Below are 16,466 nucleotides of genomic sequence, written 5' to 3'. Positions count from 1 at the left end.
CTACATCGACAGACTCGCCAAGACCATTAAAGGCTGTCCGCCAGCCAAACCCATCAGACCGAATCAGTGGACACAATGGAAGACACCGACCTGCAAGCGCTGATGGCCAGACTCGAACTGCTGATTACCCGAGTCGAGCAACTAAAGAGTCAAAATGCACTCTTACATGCTCAGGAAAAGACCTGGCGCGAGGAACGCGCGCACCTCATTGAAAAAAACGAAATCGCCCGGCGTAAGGTCGAATCGATGATTTCGCGCCTCAAGGCCCTGGAGCAAGACTCATGAGTTCAAGCAATAGCGTTACCGTGCAGATCCTCGACAAAGAGTATTCGATCATCTGTCCCCAGGAAGAGCGCAGCAATCTGATCAGCGCCGCCCGCTACCTGGACGGCAAGATGCGCGAAATCCGCAGCAGCGGCAAAGTCATCGGCGCCGACCGCATCGCCGTGATGGCCGCGCTGAACATCACCCACGATCTCTTGCACAAAGAAGAGCGTCCGGACATCCAGGCCAGCGGTTCGACCCGTGAACAGGTGCGTGACTTGCTCGATCGTGTCGATCTGGTGCTGGCCGACGATCCGGACATCAGCAAGGGCTGATTCGCCAGGCCGCTTGAGTTATACTCGCCGCACTCCCTGGGGTGCTTGCCAGTTGACGATGTCCCTGAGCCGATTTGCACTACCCTGGGGGTTGCACGTTGGGCTGGTGTGCATGTCCGCCAGACGGAAAGCCTTAAAGCCTACTGCATCCTCCACCTTGAACTCTCGGGTTCAAGGGCTAAGTCGACAGCGGCTCATCCGGGGAGCCTGATTCGAATCCGATGCCGGTGCATGCCGGCATCGGATTTTTTATGCGTACGTTTTCGTCCCACCCTGCCGAAGCCGAACCATGACCGAACCCGCGTTGCTGCCCCGCCCCCAACTGCGCCGCCTGTTGCGCAAGGCCCGCCGCTCGCTGACGCGAAGCGAACAACGCCAGGCCGCCGAAGGCCTGTATAAACAACTGGCACAAGACCCGCACTTTCGCCGGGCAAAACACATTTCCCTATACCTGCCCACCGACGGTGAAATCGACCCGCGCCTGTTGCTGCGCGCCGCCCAGCGTCGGGGCAAGAAAACCTACCTGCCAGTGCTCAGTGCCTGGCCACGGACCAAAATGGTCTTTCAGCAAATCCGCCCCGGCGAAAAACTCAAACCCAACCGTTTCCGCATTCTTGAACCGCGCGCCAATCTGGCGCGTCAGCGCAAGGTCTGGGCGCTGGATCTGGTGTTGTTGCCACTGGTGGGGTTTGACGATGTCGGCGGACGCCTGGGTATGGGCGGCGGATTCTACGACCGCAGCCTGGCGTATCTGGCCCGACGACAGAACTGGCGCAAGCCGACGCTGCTGGGCCTGGCCCATGAATGTCAGAAAGTCGAACGTCTCGCGCAAGCGAGCTGGGATGTACCGTTGCAGGGAACGGTGACAGACAAGGCGTGGTATTTCGCGAGATAGACGCCGCGCGGATCAGCGGCGTCGAAAAGGCAGTGTCAGCGCTTGAAGGCTGTCGACTGTTGTACTTGTTGCGCCACTTCAATCGGTGCATCGGCCTTGTTGGCCCACAGACTTTGCGCATAACCGGTGGTCACGACGCCCAGACCGAACAAAATTACCAAAGTCCACAGCAAATCCGGTTTGCGTTTCATCGATTGCCCCCCTCAAGGCACATCATCACGATGACAGCAGCGGTTTCCATTCGTAGGCCGTGCAGCAGCGTCAAGCTTTAAAGGCCGGCATTTTGCGACAACGTGAACCTCTGCGCAAATGCTGACGTCAACCGACCGTCGGTTTGTCATAAAATTGCCGGACAACCTGCCCAATGACCGCTTGAGGAGCACACACCATGGCCTACTGGCTGATGAAATCCGAGCCCGACGAGCTCTCGATCAAGGGCCTGGAGAAGCTCGGCAAAGCGCGCTGGGATGGGGTTCGCAACTATCAGGCACGCAATTTCCTGCGGGCCATGGCGGTGGGAGACGAATTCTTTTTCTACCACTCCAGCTGCCCGGAGCCGGGAATTGCCGGAATCGGCAAAATAATCGAAGCCGCGTACCCGGATCCCACCGCACTGGAACCGCAAAGCCATTACTACGACCCGAAAGCCACCCCGGATAAAAACGCCTGGAGCGCGATTGATGTCGCCCACGTCGAAACTTTCACCCGGGTCTTGAAGCTGGATTATCTGAAACAGCAGACCGCGTTGGCCGAGATGCCGCTGGTGCAGAAGGGCTCGCGACTGTCGGTGATGCCGGTGACGGCCGAGCAGTGGGCGGCAGTACTCGGTTTGCGCTGAGAGGCGTTGCCCCTTGCGACTGACATGACTCAGCGCTGCCTGCGTCGCCGATCATTTGACAGACATCAAGCGATGCCATCGCTTTACCCGTCAGACTGAACGCCCAAGCCGCAGGATGCCCTCATGTCAACGTACCGACGCTCCTCTCTGTTATACGCCGGCGCCCTCATCCTGTTGTTGATGGCGGCCGGAGGCTTCGGCTACTGGAAGTCCATGAGCAACCGCCTTCCCGAGGGGCTTCACAGCGCAAACGGGCGACTCGAGGCCACGCAAGTGCAGATCGCCAGCAAGACTCCGGGACGTCTCGCCGAGGTCTTGGTCGATGAAGGCGACAAGGTCAGCAAAGGGCAACTGCTTGCTCGAATGGACACCCGAACCCTCGAGGCCCAGCGCAATCAGGCCGAAGCCGAGGTTATCCGCGCCCGCGAGAACCTCGCCGCCGCCCAGGCCAACGTACAGTTGCGCCTGAGCGAGCAACTGCTGGCCCAGCAGGAACTTGGCCGCTCACAGTCGTTGTTCAAGCATGGTTTTGTCAGCGCGCAGGTCATCGATCAACTGCAATCACGGATCGGCACCGCTAGCGCTGCTGTGACTGCTGCCCGGGCACAGGTCGCTGCAGTCAGCGCGGCCATCGGTGCAGCCCAGGCCCAGGTTGCGCAACTGGCCAGCGAGATCGATGACAGCCGTCTGCGCGCGCCGATCGACGGGCTGATCCAGCTGCGCATGGCCGAACCCGGCGAAGTGCTGGGTGCCGGCGGCCGAGTCCTGCTGCTGATCGATCCCGGCGACCAATACATGAATCTTTACTTGCCGGCCTCCGTCGCCGGGCGTCTGGCGGTCGGCGATGAAGCGCGGATCCTGCTCGACGCCCTGCCCGACCAGGCATTGCCGGCGAGAGTCAGTTTCGTGGCGGCCAAATCGCAATTCACACCCAAAGAGGTCGAAACCCGCGACGAGCGGCAAAAACTGGTCTTTCGCGTCAAGTTGCGCCTGACCCGACCTGGCGACGTCCCCCAGGCCAAGCCCGGCATGCCCGGCACGGGCTATGTGCGCACCGCGCCGATCGACTGGCCGGCCCATCTGCAATGAACAGCGTCGCGGTTCACGCGAACGCCATCACTCACCGCTATGGCGAGCGGCAAGCCCTGGATGGCATCGCGTTCAGCCTGCCGGCCGGTACCCGCTGCGGCTTGATTGGCCCTGACGGAGCGGGCAAATCCAGTCTGTTGGGGCTGATTGCGGGCGTGAAAGCCCTCCAGCAAGGGCAACTGGAAGTGCTTGGCGGTCCGATCCAGGATCGCAGCCACCGCAACACGCTGTACGCGCGTATCGCTTTCATGCCGCAGGGATTGGGCGGCAACCTGTACCCGGAACTGTCGATCCGCGAGAACGTGCAATTTTTCGCCACCTTGTTCGGCCTCTCTGCCGACGAAAGCGCGCAGCGCCTGCACAACCTGTTGCTCGCCACTGATCTGCTGAGGTTCGCCGATCGACCGGCCGGCAAACTCTCCGGTGGCATGAAACAGAAACTCGGACTGTGTTGCGCGCTGATTCACGAACCGGATCTGTTGATCCTCGACGAGCCGACCACCGGCGTCGATCCGCTCTCGCGCCGCAAGTTCTGGGAATTGGTCGACGATGTTCGGCGCCAACGACCGCAGCTGACCCTGCTGGTCGCCACGGCCTACATGGAGGAAGCTGAACAATTCGAGCATTGCCTGATGCTCGACGGCGGCCGGATGATCGCCACCGGTCTGAGCCGCGAACTGGCTGCTGTCACGCCCAGCGGCAAGCTTGATGACGCCTTCACTCATTTTCAGGGCGAAAGCCGTCACGCCACTCAACCGCTGCACATCCCGCCTTACACCGGCAGCACCGACATTGCCATCGAAGCTCACGACCTGACGTTGCGTTTCGGCAACTTTACGGCTGTGGACCACGTCAGCTTCGCGATCGGGCGAGGCGAGATTTTCGGTTTCCTTGGCTCCAATGGCTGCGGCAAGACCACCACAATGAAAGTCCTGACCGGACTGATGCCCGCCAGCGAAGGTAGCGCAACGCTGCTGGGCAATCCGGTGGATGCGAAGGATCTGGCCACGCGCAAACGGGTCGGATTCATGTCTCAGAGCTTTTCGCTGTATGGCGAACTCAGCGTGCGGCAGAACCTTGAACTGCACGCACGCCTGTTCGATTTGCCGAAAACCGAGAGCGCCCAGCGCATCGACGCGCTGATTCAACGCTTCGATCTGCACGGTGTCGCCAATCAATCGTCCGGGGCCTTGCCTCTGGGAATACGCCAGCGCCTGTCACTGGCGGTCGCGGTCTTGCACAGCCCGGAAGTGCTGATTCTGGATGAGCCGACCTCTGGAGTTGATCCCGCGGCGCGAGACGATTTCTGGCGTCTGTTGATCGAACTGTCCCGTGATCAAGGCGTGACCATTTTCCTTTCCACCCATTTCATGAACGAAGCTCAGCGTTGCGACCGCATCTCCCTGATGCACGCGGGCAAAGTGCTGGCCTGTGACACGCCGACGGCACTGCAACAACAGTTTGGCGGCAAGTCCCTGGAGGCGGCGTTCGTGACCTGCCTTGAACAGGCTCAGGGTAGTGCCGAAACCGCTCCGCCTCCCGCGCCGTCACCGGCCCCGAAGGCGCCGGCCAGCTCCGTCAGGGAGCAGGTTTTCAGTTTCGGTCGTCTGACGGCAGTGGCTCGCCGCGAAGGCAAAGAACTGATCCGCGACAAAGTGCGCATGGCGTTTGCACTGCTGGGTGCCATTTTCATGATGGTGATTTTTGGCTTCGGGATTTCCCTGGATGTAGAGAACCTGGCCTTCGCCGTTTATGACCAGGATCAAACGCCACAAAGCCGCGCCTATCTGGAGGCCTTCCGCGGCTCCCGCTATTTCGCCGAACAGCCGCCCATCGAAGATGCACAGGCTCTGCACCGCCGGCTGCAACGCTCGGAAATCAAACTGGCGCTGGAGATCCCGCCCGGATTCGGCCGCGACCTGTACGCCGGACATCGGCCGGAAGTCGCGGCATGGCTGGATGGCGGCATGCCCTTTCGCGCCGAGACCAGTCGCAACTACGTCGAGGCCGTCCATCTGGCCAATCTTGAGCAACTTGCCGAACAAAGCAGCCCGGCATTGACCCTGTCAGCCCCGGCCACGCTGCAGACCCGCTTTCGCTATAACCAGGATGTGGTCAGCGTCAATGCCATCGGCCCCGGCGTGATGGCGCTGATTCTGGCTTTCATTCCGGCGATGCTGACTGCGCTCGGCATCGTGCGCGAGAAAGAGCTGGGCTCGATCACCAATTTCTACGCCACGCCCCTGACCCGCCTCGAATTTCTGCTGGGCAAACAACTACCCTATCTGCTGGTCAGCCTGGTCAACCTCGCCGTGCTCGTGGCGATGAATCGCTGGCTGTTCGGCGTGCCCTTCAAGGGCAGCCTGCCGACCCTTGCGTTCGGCGGGCTGCTGTATGTACTGGCCACTACCAGCATGGGCCTGCTGATTTCAGCGTTCACCCGAACGCAGATCGCGGCGATCCTCGGCACCATGATCATCACCAGCCTGCCGACCATCCAGTTCTCGGGTCTGATCGTGCCGCGTTCTTCGCTGGAAGGAGCCGCCGCCGTGATGGGCTTGCTGTTTCCGGCCGGTCACTTCCTCGACATCGCCGTAGGAACGTTCACCAAAGCTCTGGACCTGCGTCAACTCTGGCCACAATGTCTGGCGCTGGGCGGCTTTTTTATCGGGTTCACCGGCTTGAGCCTGATCATGCTGAAGAAGCAGGAGGCCTGATGCACAAACTCGTACACATCCTGCGATTGGGTCTCAAGGAACTGACGAGCCTGCGCCATGACAGCGTGTTACTGCTGTTCCTGTTCTACGCCTTCACCGTGGCCATCTATATGCCAGCCGCCGGTTCAGTGATCGGCGTGCATAACGCCAGCGTGGCGATTGTCGACGAGGATCACAGCGCCCTTTCGCGCCAATTGGCTGAGGCGCTGCAGCCTCCGGAATTCCAGACGCCGGTAACGCTGCCCTACGAGCAACTGGATGAAGTCATGGACAGCGGCCGATACACGTTCGTCATCAATATCCCCGCCGGTTTTCAGACCGACCTGCTCGCGGGTCGCCAGCCAGCCCTGCAAGTCAACGTCGACGCCACCGCCATGAGCCAGGCGTTCATGGGCGCCGGCTACATCAGCCGAATATTTCAGCGTGAATTATTGGCATATTCAGGCCAGGGTGATGTGCAGACCGGGTCTGCGGTACAACTGACGACTCGAGCCCTGTTCAATACCAATCTTGAGGGCGGCTGGTTTCTGGCCGTGATTCAGATCGTCAACAACATCACCATTCTGGCGATCATTCTGACCGGCACCGCGCTCCTGCGCGAGCGCGAACACGGCACCCTGGATCATTTGCTGGTGCTGCCGCTGACCGCACTGGAAATCATGCTGGCGAAAGTCTGGAGCAATCTGCTGGTGGTGGTGCTATGCACCTGGCTGTCACTGGAAGTGATTGTCAAAGGTGCGTTGGGCGTACCTTTATCCGGCTCATTGAGCCTGTTTTTGCTGGTCACGGCCGTTTATCTGTTCGCCAGCACCGCGCTGGGTATCTTCCTGGCAACGCTGGCGCGTTCGACACCGCAGTTCGGCCTGCTGGCCATCCCGGTGATTATCCCGATGCTGCTGTTGTCGGGCGGCAGCACACCGCTGGACAGCATGCCGCAGTGGTTGCAATGGGTCATGCAAGGGTCACCGTCCACCCACTTCGTCAGCCTCGGCACCGCGATCCTGTTTCGCGACGCCGGGCTGAGCGTAGTGTGGCCTGATTTGCTGGCGCTGGTCGTGATCGGTTTACTGTTCTTTTTCATCGCCCTGGCACGGTTTCGCAAGAGCCTGGCGTCGTGAACAACCGCGACGATGTTTACTGAATGATCAGGTTGTTGAACAACAGATCCTCGACCACCGGCTTGCCGGTCTCGTCATTCATCACCTGCTGGGTCTGCTTCAAGGCTTCCTGACGCAGTTTTTCCTTGCCCTCGATGCTGCCCATCGCATCGGTGGTCTGCTGAGTGAACAGCGCCACCAGCTGATTGCGGATCAGCGGCTCGTTGGCCTTGACCAGTTTGGTCGCCTCTTCGCCGGTCACCCGCAGTGCCACGTCGGCCTTGTAGACCTTGAGCTTCGGGGTGCCATCGAGCCCGTAGTTGCCCACGAACGGCGGGCTCAGGGTGATGTAGTTGACCTTCGGCGCCTCGCCCTCTTTGGCTTCTTCGGCCAGCGCTGCCACAGGCAGAGACAGGGCCAGCAACAACATGATCCACGCTTTCACAATTCGCTCCTTATCCGGTTTGCGGCCTAGCATAACGACCCGCCGCGCAAGCACAAGCTTATGGCGGACTATCAGGGCCGGGCATGCTCGTTGACCCGTTGACTGCCACACCTACACTTATCGGCCATCACTCCCAAAGGAATAGCCCTGATGAAAGCCGTGCTGTGCAAAGCCTTCGGCCCTGCCGAATCGCTGGTGCTGGAAGACGTCGCCAGTCCTGTCGCCAAGAAGAATGAAATCCTGCTGGACGTGCACGCCGCCGGGGTCAACTTCCCGGACACGCTGATCATCGAGGGCAAATACCAGTTCAAGCCGCCCTTCCCGTTCTCGCCCGGTGGCGAGGCCGCCGGCGTGGTCAGCGAAGTGGGTGAAAAGGTCAGTCACCTGAAAGTCGGCGACCGGGTCATGGCCCTGACCGGCTGGGGCAGCTTCGCCGAGCAGGTCGCAGTGCCGGGCTATAACGTGCTGCCGATCCCGCCCTCGATGGATTTCAACACCGCCGCCGCGTTCAGCATGACCTACGGCACGTCGATGCACGCCCTCAAGCAGCGCGGCAACCTGCAACCGGGCGAAACCCTGTTGGTGCTTGGCGCTTCCGGTGGTGTTGGCCTGGCCGCCGTGGAAATCGGCAAAGCCATGGGCGCCCGGGTGATTGCCGCCGCCAGCAGCGCGGAAAAACTTGCCGTGGCCAAGGCTGCCGGTGCCGACGAACTGATCAACTACAGCGAAACCAGCCTCAAGGACGAGATCAAGCGTCTGACCGACGGCCAGGGCGCCGACGTGATCTACGACCCGGTCGGTGGCGACCTGTTCGACCAGGCCATCCGCGCCATCGCCTGGAACGGCCGCCTGCTGGTAGTCGGTTTCGCCAGCGGACGCATTCCCGAACTGCCGGTCAACCTCGCTCTGCTCAAGGGCGCGGCGGTACTCGGCGTGTTCTGGGGCTCCTTCGCCCAACGCCAGCCGCAGGACAACGCGGCGAACTTCCAGCAATTGTTCGGCTGGTTTGCCGAGGGCAAGCTGAAGCCGCTGGTGTCGCAGGTCTATCCGCTGGGCGAGGCGGCGCAGGCGATCAATGACCTGGGACAGCGCAAGGCAGTGGGTAAGGTTGTGGTGCAGGTGCGCTGAAGGCGCGGCTCGCCTCAACTGCCGGGCGACTGTGCAGTGTCGCCCGGCAACAGATGCTCCTGAACCTTAAGGCTGCGAGACGGAATCAGCCGACCCTCGTCGTCGAAGCGCAGAACGATCAGCCAGTCGAAGACATCATCCGGCCATTTTCGCTGCCCCATCAGCGCTGTTGCGTCGCCGCCGAAGGCTTTCAGCAGTTTGTTGATGTGCCCGTGGTGCCAGGCGATCAGCACCGTCGGCGCCTGATTGCTCTTGCGCAACAGCTTGACCAGTTCATGCACCTCGCCGTTGATATAAGGCTGCTCGATAGACAGATTCAGACGCTCGGCCAGCGGCGTCAGGGTCAAACGTGAGCGCGAGCTCTCGGGACTGTCGCCGGCGGCGATCAGCCGCTCCGGGATCAGCGTCTGGCCATCGAGCTTCAATGGATTGAAGTAGTCGGCATAGGCGCGGGCCCGTTCTTCGCCCCGGGCATTGAGCACCGATCCCTCAGTCGGCTTTTCCGCATGGCGGATGATCAGCACCGTGGCATTGCGCAAACCGGACTGGGCCGGGTGATCGGCGTAAATCAATCCCAGCACCGCAACAGTGATAACCGCCGCCGCCAATAATCGGCGCATGAGCATGCGAACCTTCAAAGCCATCATTCATCTCTGCTGATCAATCGGTCGACGGATCGCGAGTCTAAGCCAGTCCACATTCACAAGTAGTGAAAACGCCCTGTTCTTACAGCAGAGCGACAGGTTCGTAAAAGAACGTGCGACTTCCAACATTTTCCACTGTTTTGCCGATGGGAAGCGGTGCTATTTTCGGTAACGAAACTGTAACATTCGCATCCGCAGTCAAAACAAGAAATCTGGAGCTCTTGAATGTTTGCTTTCTTTCGTCCTGCCGCACATCAGGCTCCATTGCCTGAAGAAAAAATCGACAGCACCTACCGACGCCTGCGTTGGCAGATCTTCGCCGGCATCTTCTTTGGCTACGCGGGTTACTACCTGCTGCGCAAGAACTTCTCGCTGGCCATGCCGTACCTGATCGACGAAGGCTACAGCCGTGGCGATCTGGGCCTGGCAATGTCGGCCATCGCCATCGCGTACGGCCTTTCCAAGTTCCTCATGGGCCTGGTATCCGACCGCTCCAACCCGCGTTACTTCCTGCCGTTCGGCCTGCTGGTATCGGCCGGGGTGATGTTCATTTTCGGTTTCGCGCCTTGGGCAACCTCCAGCGTGACCATGATGTTCATCCTGCTGTTCATCAACGGTTGGGCCCAGGGCATGGGCTGGCCGCCGAGCGGACGCACGATGGTGCACTGGTGGTCGCAGAAGGAACGTGGCGGCGTGGTGTCGGTGTGGAACGTGGCGCATAACGTCGGTGGCGGTCTGATCGGCCCGCTGTTCCTGATCGGCATGGGCCTGTTCAACGACTGGCACGCAGCGTTCTACGTCCCGGCTGCCGTCGCCCTGGCAGTAGCGGTATTCGCTTTCGTCACCATGCGCGACACCCCGCAATCGGTCGGCCTGCCGCCGATCGAGAAGTACAAGAACGACTACCCGGAAGGCTACGACGCCAGCCACGAAGACGAATTCAGCGCCAAGGAAATCTTCGTCAAATACGTGCTGCGCAACAAAATGCTCTGGTACATCGCCATGGCCAACGTCTTCGTTTACCTGTTGCGCTACGGCGTGCTGGACTGGGCGCCGACCTACCTGAAGGAAGCCAAGGGTTTCACCGTGGATAAAACCTCGTGGGCCTATTTCTTCTACGAGTGGGCGGGGATTCCGGGCACGCTGCTGTGCGGCTGGATGTCGGACAAGATCTTCCGTGGCAACCGTGGCCTGACCGGCATGGTGTTCATGGCACTGGTGACCGTGGCGACGCTGGTGTACTGGCTGAACCCGGCCGGCAACCCGACCGTCGACATGATCGCGCTGTTCTCCATCGGCTTCCTGATCTACGGCCCGGTGATGCTGATCGGCCTGCAGGCGCTGGAACTGGCGCCGAAGAAAGCCGCCGGCACTGCCGCAGGCTTCACCGGTCTGTTCGGGTATCTGGGTGGTTCGGTCGCGGCCAGTGCAGCGATGGGCTACACCGTGGACCACTTCGGCTGGGATGGCGGTTTCGTGCTACTGGTGGGCGCTTGCCTGCTGTCGATGGCCTTCCTGGCCCCGACTCTGTGGCACAAGCAAGTCGCCAGTCAGAGCCGCGAAGCAGTCGCCTGATCGGCCTTTGACTTACAGCGCTTGAGCCGCGCCTCCAGATTCCGGTCTGGCATGGCGTGGCTGCGCAGGGCGTGGGCGGTCTGCTCGACATAATCGCGAGTGGTGCCGTAACGCCCGCAAGCGCTTTCGAACACCTGGCTCAGCACATGATCCGGCAAGTTACCGGCATAGCTGGGCAGGTGTCGCTCCAATACGAATCCCAAGGCCTGAACCTGGCTGCCATCTTCGAGTCGGCAGTTGAGCCAGTGTGGCCGATAGGACGGGAACGGCATCTCGCGCTTCCATAATGCATACAGCGCGCTGTCCAGATTGTCTTCCGGCAACCGGTAGGCGAAGCCGCTGCACGAACCGCCACGATCCAGACCAAAGACCAGACCCGGCATTTCCGGCGTGCCGCGATGCTCGTGAGACCACAGGTACAAGCCACGATGGTAGCCATGCACGCGCCCGCGCACCCGCTCGACGGCTGTGCATTCCGGCCGCCAGATCAGCGAACCGTAGGCGAACAGCCACACCGGCCCGCCCTTGTGGCGTGCCATGGTCGATTGCATGGAAGCGAGAAGTTGTTCGTGCGTCAGCTGCGGCCCAAGATCGAGCCGCGGAGGGTAAGCCAGGTTCAGAAAAGCGTTTTCAATGGCGCTCATGGCGAATAGCGTTCAGCTCCCCGCGGGTGAAGAATTACTTAATAGAACGCACCGCTGTAACAATAAGGCACATATGTTTTAAGGCAATTTGAGTGCCATGGCACAGTGCTTAATTGATTGCCTGATGGATATATAACCTACCGGCATTTATGTAATTACATAAATACCGATCGGCTATATGGAGAGTTATAACGAAGTCAGGAGCGGGGTGCGTAAGCAAACACATCCGCACGCATCTGATGGGCATCCATCCCGGCTTCGACCAGCGCATCCAGCGTGCCGTAGACCATGGCCGGAGAGCCACTGGCATAGACGTGCAGCGATTTCAGATCAGGGAAATCCTCACATACCGCTTCGTGCAGCATGCCGCAGCGCCCTTCCCAGCCGCACTGATCACTGACGACCTTGTGCAGGAAAAGATTGGGCAACTTCAGCCATTCGTCCCAATGCTCGATTTCATAAAAATCTTCCGGACGACGCACGCCCCAATACAGATGCACCGGGTGTTTGAAGCCCGTGGCCCGGCAATGCTCGATCAGGCTGTGGATCTGGCCCATGCCAGTACCAGCGGCGATCAGCACCAGCGGCCCGTCCGGCAGTTCCGCCAGGTGGGTATCGCCGAACGGCAGTTCGACCCGCACCATCGGGTTGCGCCTGAGCTGATCGATCAGGCTCAGCGCACTGGATTCGCGCGCCAGCACATGGATTTCCAGATCGCGCCCGCCGTGAGGCGCCGAAGCCATGGAGAACGCCGATTTCTCGCCGTTCTCGCGCTCGATCATCAAATACTGACCGGCGTGATAGCGCGGCGGCTTGCCGGCCGGTGCCCGCAGGCGCACACGAAAGGTATCGCCACCGACGTCCCGGCATTCGATGACCTGACACGACACGCTGCGCACCGGCAGTTCTCCCAGCGCGAGCACGCCATCCCACAGCACGATGCAGTCTTCCAGCGGCTCCGCTATGCAAGTGTAGAACTCGCCGTGGTCGTGCACCTTGCCGGCCTGTTCGACCCGACCTTCCACCAGCAGCGCCGCACACACATGGCAGTTACCATTGCGGCAGCTTTGCGGGCATTCGTAGCCCAGGCGCCGTGCACCATCGAGAATCCGCTCTCCGGGCTGTATCTCGAGCACCGCTCCGGAGGGCTGCAGGGTTACACGCATCAATCTATTCCTAACTGATTCCAGATGGCATCGATCCGTTGGGTGACGGCGTCATCCTTGACGATGACGCGGCCCCACTCGCGAGTGGTTTCGCCCGGCCACTTGTGGGTGGCGTCCAGGCCCATCTTCGAGCCAAGCCCCGACACCGGCGAGGCGAAGTCGAGGTAGTCGATCGGCGTGTTGTCAATCATCACCGTGTCGCGCTTGGGGTCCATGCGCGTGGTGATGGCCCAGATCACGTCGTTCCAGTCCCGCGCGTTGATATCGTCGTCGGTGACGATAACGAACTTTGTGTACATGAACTGTCGCAAAAACGACCAGACACCCAGCATCACGCGCTTGGCGTGGCCCGGATACGACTTCTTCATCGTCACCACGGCCATGCGGTACGAGCAGCCTTCCGGCGGCAGGTAGAAGTCGGTGATCTCCGGGAATTGCTTCTGCAGGATCGGCACGAACACTTCGTTCAAGGCCACGCCAAGAATCGCCGGCTCATCCGGCGGACGGCCGGTGTAGGTGCTGTGGTAGATCGGCTTGATCCGGTGGGTGATGCGTTCGACGGTGAACACCGGGAAGCTGTCGACTTCGTTGTAGTAACCGGTATGGTCGCCGTACGGGCCTTCATCGGCCATCTCGCCCGGATGAATCACGCCTTCGAGGATGATTTCGGCAGTCGCCGGCACTTGCAGGTCGTTGCCTCGGCACTTCACCAACTCGGTGCGACTGTCCCGCAGCAGACCGGCGAAGGCATATTCGGAGAGGCTGTCCGGCACCGGCGTCACCGCGCCAAGAATGGTCGCAGGATCCGCGCCAAGGGCCACGGACACCGGGAACGGCTGGCCCGGATGCTTCTCGCACCACTCACGGAAATCCAGAGCGCCGCCACGATGGCTGAGCCAGCGCATGATGACCTTGTTGCGGCCGATCACTTGCTGACGGTAGATGCCGAGGTTCTGTCGATCCTTGTTCGGGCCTTTGGTGACGGTCAGGCCCCAGGTGATCAGCGGCGCCACGTCGCCCGGCCAGCAAGTCTGCACCGGCAGCATCGCCAGATCGACGTCGTCGCCTTCGATGACCACTTCCTGGCACGGTGCGTCTTTGATGACTTTCGGCGCCATCGCGATGATCTTGCGGAAGATCGGCAGTTTCGACCACGCGTCCTTCAAGCCCTTCGGCGGTTCCGGTTCCTTGAGGAACGCCAGCAGCTTGCCGATTTCGCGCAGTTCGCTGACCGACTCGGCGCCCATGCCCATGGCCACCCGCTCAGGAGTGCCGAACAGGTTGCCGAGCACCGGAATGTCGTAGCCGGTCGGTTTTTCGAACAGCAGCGCCGGGCCCTTGGCCCGCAGCGTGCGGTCGCACACCTCGGTCATTTCCAGCACCGGCGAGACGGGAATCTGGATGCGTTTCAACTCTCCGCGCTGCTCAAGCTGCTGCACGAAATCCCGAAGATCCTTGAATTTCATTGACGATGGCACCCTCAAAATAGGCGTACATCCTACCTGCTCTGACGGGCAAACAGCAGCCCGTCAACATCAGGCCTCGCTCAATTGTGGCTCGTCCCCAGCAGCAGAGGCGCAAACAGCGGGCTCAGCCGGGAGCTCCCCGCGTCCGAAAGATGATCCTCATCCTTGTACTGCGAATGGCCGTTGACCTCGATGCTGCAGACGCCATTGCTGCACATCAGCGGTGTTGGATCGATCACGTGCACACCCGGATCAGCGGCGCTCATGGATTCGAACAGGCGGCTGAGGAAATGCTGGCGCGCCAGATGTTCCTCAAGCGGACGACCCAGCCCTTCGGCGGACCTTCCGATCCGCGCCAGGCTGGTCAAGCGGTTGATGGCGCCTTTGCGTTGCAGCGGCACCTCCTTGAACAGCCAGACTTGCGCCCCCGTCGCCCTCAATGCGGCAACCCGCGCTTTCAGCGCTGCGGCCATGCGTTGCTCGGCCTGGACGGTATCGTCTTGCGAATTGAGCAGCACCTTCTTATCGCCGTCTTCGCGGCCATACACGTAAAGGCTCCAGTTGGACGCCAGCACCACATCCTTGATGCCGAGGCTGCGCACACGTTCCATGGTCTGTTCGTTGAAATCCTTGCAGCGCTGACGCGGGTCGTCGCTGAGAATCGGCGGGCACGCGCTCATGCTGTACAGCCAAACCGGACGCCCCTCGCGACGGGCATTATTCTCGATGGCCGGCAGCAAGGCGGCGGCGTGGCTGTCGCCCCAGAACAATTGAGTGGCCGGAACATCCTCGTTGCCACCCACCAGACAGGCCTTGTCCAGCTCTTTATCCTGAGTCACCAGCATGCATTTCATCTGCCCTGCACGCCACTCACGGGACTGTGCATACTCCAGCGCTTTACCGGTCAGACGCTGAGGGACACCGTCGGCGGAACGGATCGCCGACCCCGTCGCCACGAGTGCAACGATGGCGGCCAGACTGCCTGCCAGCACTGCATTACGCGAGGCGAGCAAGCGTTTTTCGCGAAACGGCAGCTCGATATAGCGCAGACTCAGCCAGGCCAGGCCCAGCGCCAAGGCTATCCAGCCGATTGCTTCAACAGGCTGAATGCCATCGATGGAAATCGCGTTGGCGTAGACAAACACCGGCCAATGCCAAAGATAGAGCGAATACGAAAGCAAGCCGACCCAGACCAACGGCCGCAGACTCAAGAGCCGCCCGGTGAGGCTCGCACCTTGCGCGCCCGACCAGATCAGCGCCGTCGTCCCCAGCACCGGCAACAACGCTGCCCAGCCCGGAAACACGGTGGATTTGTCAAAAGTGAACACCGCGACCAGCACTGCCGCCAGGCCGGCCAGCCCCACGGCCTGATACAACCACGGACGCACCGCCTGCTTCGGCGCCGGAATTACCGCGAGCATCGCACCGCAGAGCAACTCCCAGGCCCGGGTAGGCAGCGAGAAGAAGGTGAATTCCGGCTTGTGTTCGATGTTGGCGATGTTCAAGCCGAACGACACCAGCAACACGGCGAACAGCATCCAGCGCCAATGGCGGAAATAGCGGATCAGCACCGCCATCAACAGCGGAAAGAAGATGTAGTACTGCTCTTCCACCGCCAGCGACCAGGTATGCAGCAGCGGCTTCAGATCCGAGGCTGGCTGGAAATAGCCGTCCTCGCGCATGAACAGAATGTTGGAGATGAACAGCGACTGATAGCGCACTGTTCGCCCGAGTTCGGCGAAGTCCTTGGCCGTCAGCAGCAACCAGCCCAGTGCCAGCGTCACCAGCATGACCACGCTCAGGGCAGGAATGATGCGGCGGGCACGGCGTGCCCAGAAATCAATGAAGCTGAAGCGTTGAGCGCTGATTTCGCGGAATAGAATCGTTGTGATCAGGAAGCCGGAAATGACGAAAAAAACGTCAACCCCGACAAAGCCGCCACTGAATGTACTGAATCCAAAATGAAACAGTACGACGGGAATAACCGCCAGAGCTCGTAATCCGTCGATATCACGGCGACTGCCAAACGTGTGCATGACCTTTCTCGTTCTGGATACAGAGTCCTTGGAAAGCGCGAAAGTTATCAGCCACGTGCATTTCAATCCAGATACAAATAATCCGACGCGAAAAAAAAGCGCCCTTATGGGGCGCTTTTTTCAAACA

The 16,466-nt window shown here is 60.6% G+C and carries 16 protein-coding genes and 1 other RNA gene; 10 read left to right on the top strand and 7 right to left on the bottom strand.

Annotated elements, in window-relative coordinates; all coding sequences use genetic code 11:
- The first annotated feature begins 75 nt into the window (after window positions 1-75).
- From ACTJK7_RS10440 to ACTJK7_RS10425, 4 genes are all read left to right on the top strand, one after another.
- The gene (locus ACTJK7_RS10440; RefSeq protein ID WP_064379955.1) at window positions 76-285 is read left to right on the top strand and encodes a TIGR02449 family protein; all 210 of its coding nucleotides are present in this window, start codon (window positions 76-78) and stop codon (window positions 283-285) included.
- Entirely contained in the window at window positions 282-599 is a 318-nt protein-coding gene (locus ACTJK7_RS10435) for a cell division protein ZapA (RefSeq protein ID WP_007951811.1), read from the top strand. Before ACTJK7_RS10440 ends, ACTJK7_RS10435 begins: the two co-directional genes overlap by 4 nt.
- Before the next feature lie 30 nt (window positions 600-629).
- Window positions 630-808: non-coding RNA, 6S RNA (ssrS, locus tag ACTJK7_RS10430), on the top strand.
- A gap of 80 nt (window positions 809-888) precedes the next feature.
- Window positions 889-1,494 (top strand): 5-formyltetrahydrofolate cyclo-ligase, encoded by a 606-nt coding sequence (locus ACTJK7_RS10425; protein WP_108563521.1) that lies wholly within the window; start codon window positions 889-891, stop codon window positions 1,492-1,494.
- A gap of 35 nt (window positions 1,495-1,529) precedes the next feature.
- Here ACTJK7_RS10425 and ACTJK7_RS10420 read toward each other — a convergent pair whose 3' ends face one another.
- Window positions 1,530-1,685: a hypothetical protein gene (locus tag ACTJK7_RS10420; protein WP_007911192.1), complete on the bottom strand. Its 156-nt coding sequence runs from the start codon at window positions 1,683-1,685 to the stop codon at window positions 1,530-1,532.
- Between the two features lie 197 nt (window positions 1,686-1,882).
- On the opposite strand from ACTJK7_RS10420, the gene ACTJK7_RS10415 reads away from it, so the two are divergent.
- The 4 genes from ACTJK7_RS10415 (at window position 1,883) to ACTJK7_RS10400 (ending at window position 7,256) form a co-directional block, all read left to right on the top strand.
- Window positions 1,883-2,332, top strand: coding sequence for an EVE domain-containing protein (locus ACTJK7_RS10415; protein WP_440779458.1), 450 nt, complete (start codon window positions 1,883-1,885; stop codon window positions 2,330-2,332).
- A gap of 123 nt (window positions 2,333-2,455) precedes the next feature.
- On the top strand, window positions 2,456-3,421 hold the full coding sequence (locus tag ACTJK7_RS10410) for an HlyD family secretion protein (protein WP_323150885.1): 966 nt from the start codon (window positions 2,456-2,458) through the stop codon (window positions 3,419-3,421).
- Window positions 3,418-6,138, top strand: a complete 2,721-nt coding sequence (gene rbbA / locus ACTJK7_RS10405) for a ribosome-associated ATPase/putative transporter RbbA (protein ID WP_323150886.1) — start codon at window positions 3,418-3,420, stop codon at window positions 6,136-6,138. Before ACTJK7_RS10410 ends, rbbA begins: the two co-directional genes overlap by 4 nt.
- Window positions 6,138-7,256: an ABC transporter permease gene (locus ACTJK7_RS10400; RefSeq protein WP_064379942.1), complete on the top strand. Its 1,119-nt coding sequence runs from the start codon at window positions 6,138-6,140 to the stop codon at window positions 7,254-7,256. The genes rbbA and ACTJK7_RS10400 overlap by 1 nt, the downstream gene beginning before the upstream one ends.
- A 16-nt stretch (window positions 7,257-7,272) precedes the next feature.
- Here the strand turns inward: ACTJK7_RS10400 and ACTJK7_RS10395 are convergent, their stop codons facing one another.
- Window positions 7,273-7,680, bottom strand: coding sequence for a flagellar basal body-associated protein FliL (locus ACTJK7_RS10395; protein WP_007951814.1), 408 nt, complete (start codon window positions 7,678-7,680; stop codon window positions 7,273-7,275).
- A gap of 150 nt (window positions 7,681-7,830) precedes the next feature.
- On the opposite strand from ACTJK7_RS10395, the gene ACTJK7_RS10390 reads away from it, so the two are divergent.
- On the top strand, window positions 7,831-8,808 hold the full coding sequence (locus tag ACTJK7_RS10390) for an NADPH:quinone oxidoreductase family protein (protein WP_108563524.1): 978 nt from the start codon (window positions 7,831-7,833) through the stop codon (window positions 8,806-8,808).
- Between the two features lie 14 nt (window positions 8,809-8,822).
- Here the strand turns inward: ACTJK7_RS10390 and ACTJK7_RS10385 are convergent, their stop codons facing one another.
- Entirely contained in the window at window positions 8,823-9,452 is a 630-nt protein-coding gene (locus ACTJK7_RS10385) for a flagellar basal body-associated protein FliL (protein ID WP_323150887.1), read from the bottom strand.
- A gap of 225 nt (window positions 9,453-9,677) precedes the next feature.
- On the opposite strand from ACTJK7_RS10385, the gene glpT reads away from it, so the two are divergent.
- Entirely contained in the window at window positions 9,678-11,027 is a 1,350-nt protein-coding gene (gene glpT, locus ACTJK7_RS10380) for a glycerol-3-phosphate transporter (protein ID WP_007951819.1), read from the top strand.
- On the opposite strand, the gene ACTJK7_RS10375 is transcribed toward glpT, so the two are convergent.
- The 4 genes from ACTJK7_RS10375 to ACTJK7_RS10360 form a co-directional block, all read right to left on the bottom strand.
- Complete coding sequence (locus ACTJK7_RS10375; RefSeq protein WP_039765337.1) at window positions 11,003-11,671, bottom strand: gamma-glutamylcyclotransferase; 669 nt, start codon at window positions 11,669-11,671, stop codon at window positions 11,003-11,005. The two genes, glpT and ACTJK7_RS10375, sit on opposite strands and share 25 nt — an antisense overlap.
- 197 nt (window positions 11,672-11,868) lie before the next feature.
- On the bottom strand, window positions 11,869-12,837 hold the full coding sequence (locus ACTJK7_RS10370) for a CDP-6-deoxy-delta-3,4-glucoseen reductase (RefSeq protein WP_064379936.1): 969 nt from the start codon (window positions 12,835-12,837) through the stop codon (window positions 11,869-11,871).
- Window positions 12,837-14,303 (bottom strand): 4-hydroxy-3-polyprenylbenzoate decarboxylase, encoded by a 1,467-nt coding sequence (ubiD, locus tag ACTJK7_RS10365; protein WP_064379935.1) that lies wholly within the window; start codon window positions 14,301-14,303, stop codon window positions 12,837-12,839. The genes ACTJK7_RS10370 and ubiD overlap by 1 nt, the downstream gene beginning before the upstream one ends.
- Window positions 14,304-14,383: 80 nt before the next feature.
- A complete protein-coding gene (locus ACTJK7_RS10360; protein ID WP_064379933.1) occupies window positions 14,384-16,339 on the bottom strand; it encodes an acyltransferase family protein in 1,956 nt (651 codons plus the stop codon).
- Between the last annotated feature and the right edge of the window lie 127 nt (window positions 16,340-16,466).

It is taken from the genome of Pseudomonas sp. 22085 (assembly GCF_052045815.1).
Taxonomy (GTDB): domain Bacteria; phylum Pseudomonadota; class Gammaproteobacteria; order Pseudomonadales; family Pseudomonadaceae; genus Aquipseudomonas; species Aquipseudomonas glycinae.
This window is presented reverse-complemented; position numbering and strand designations above follow the sequence as displayed.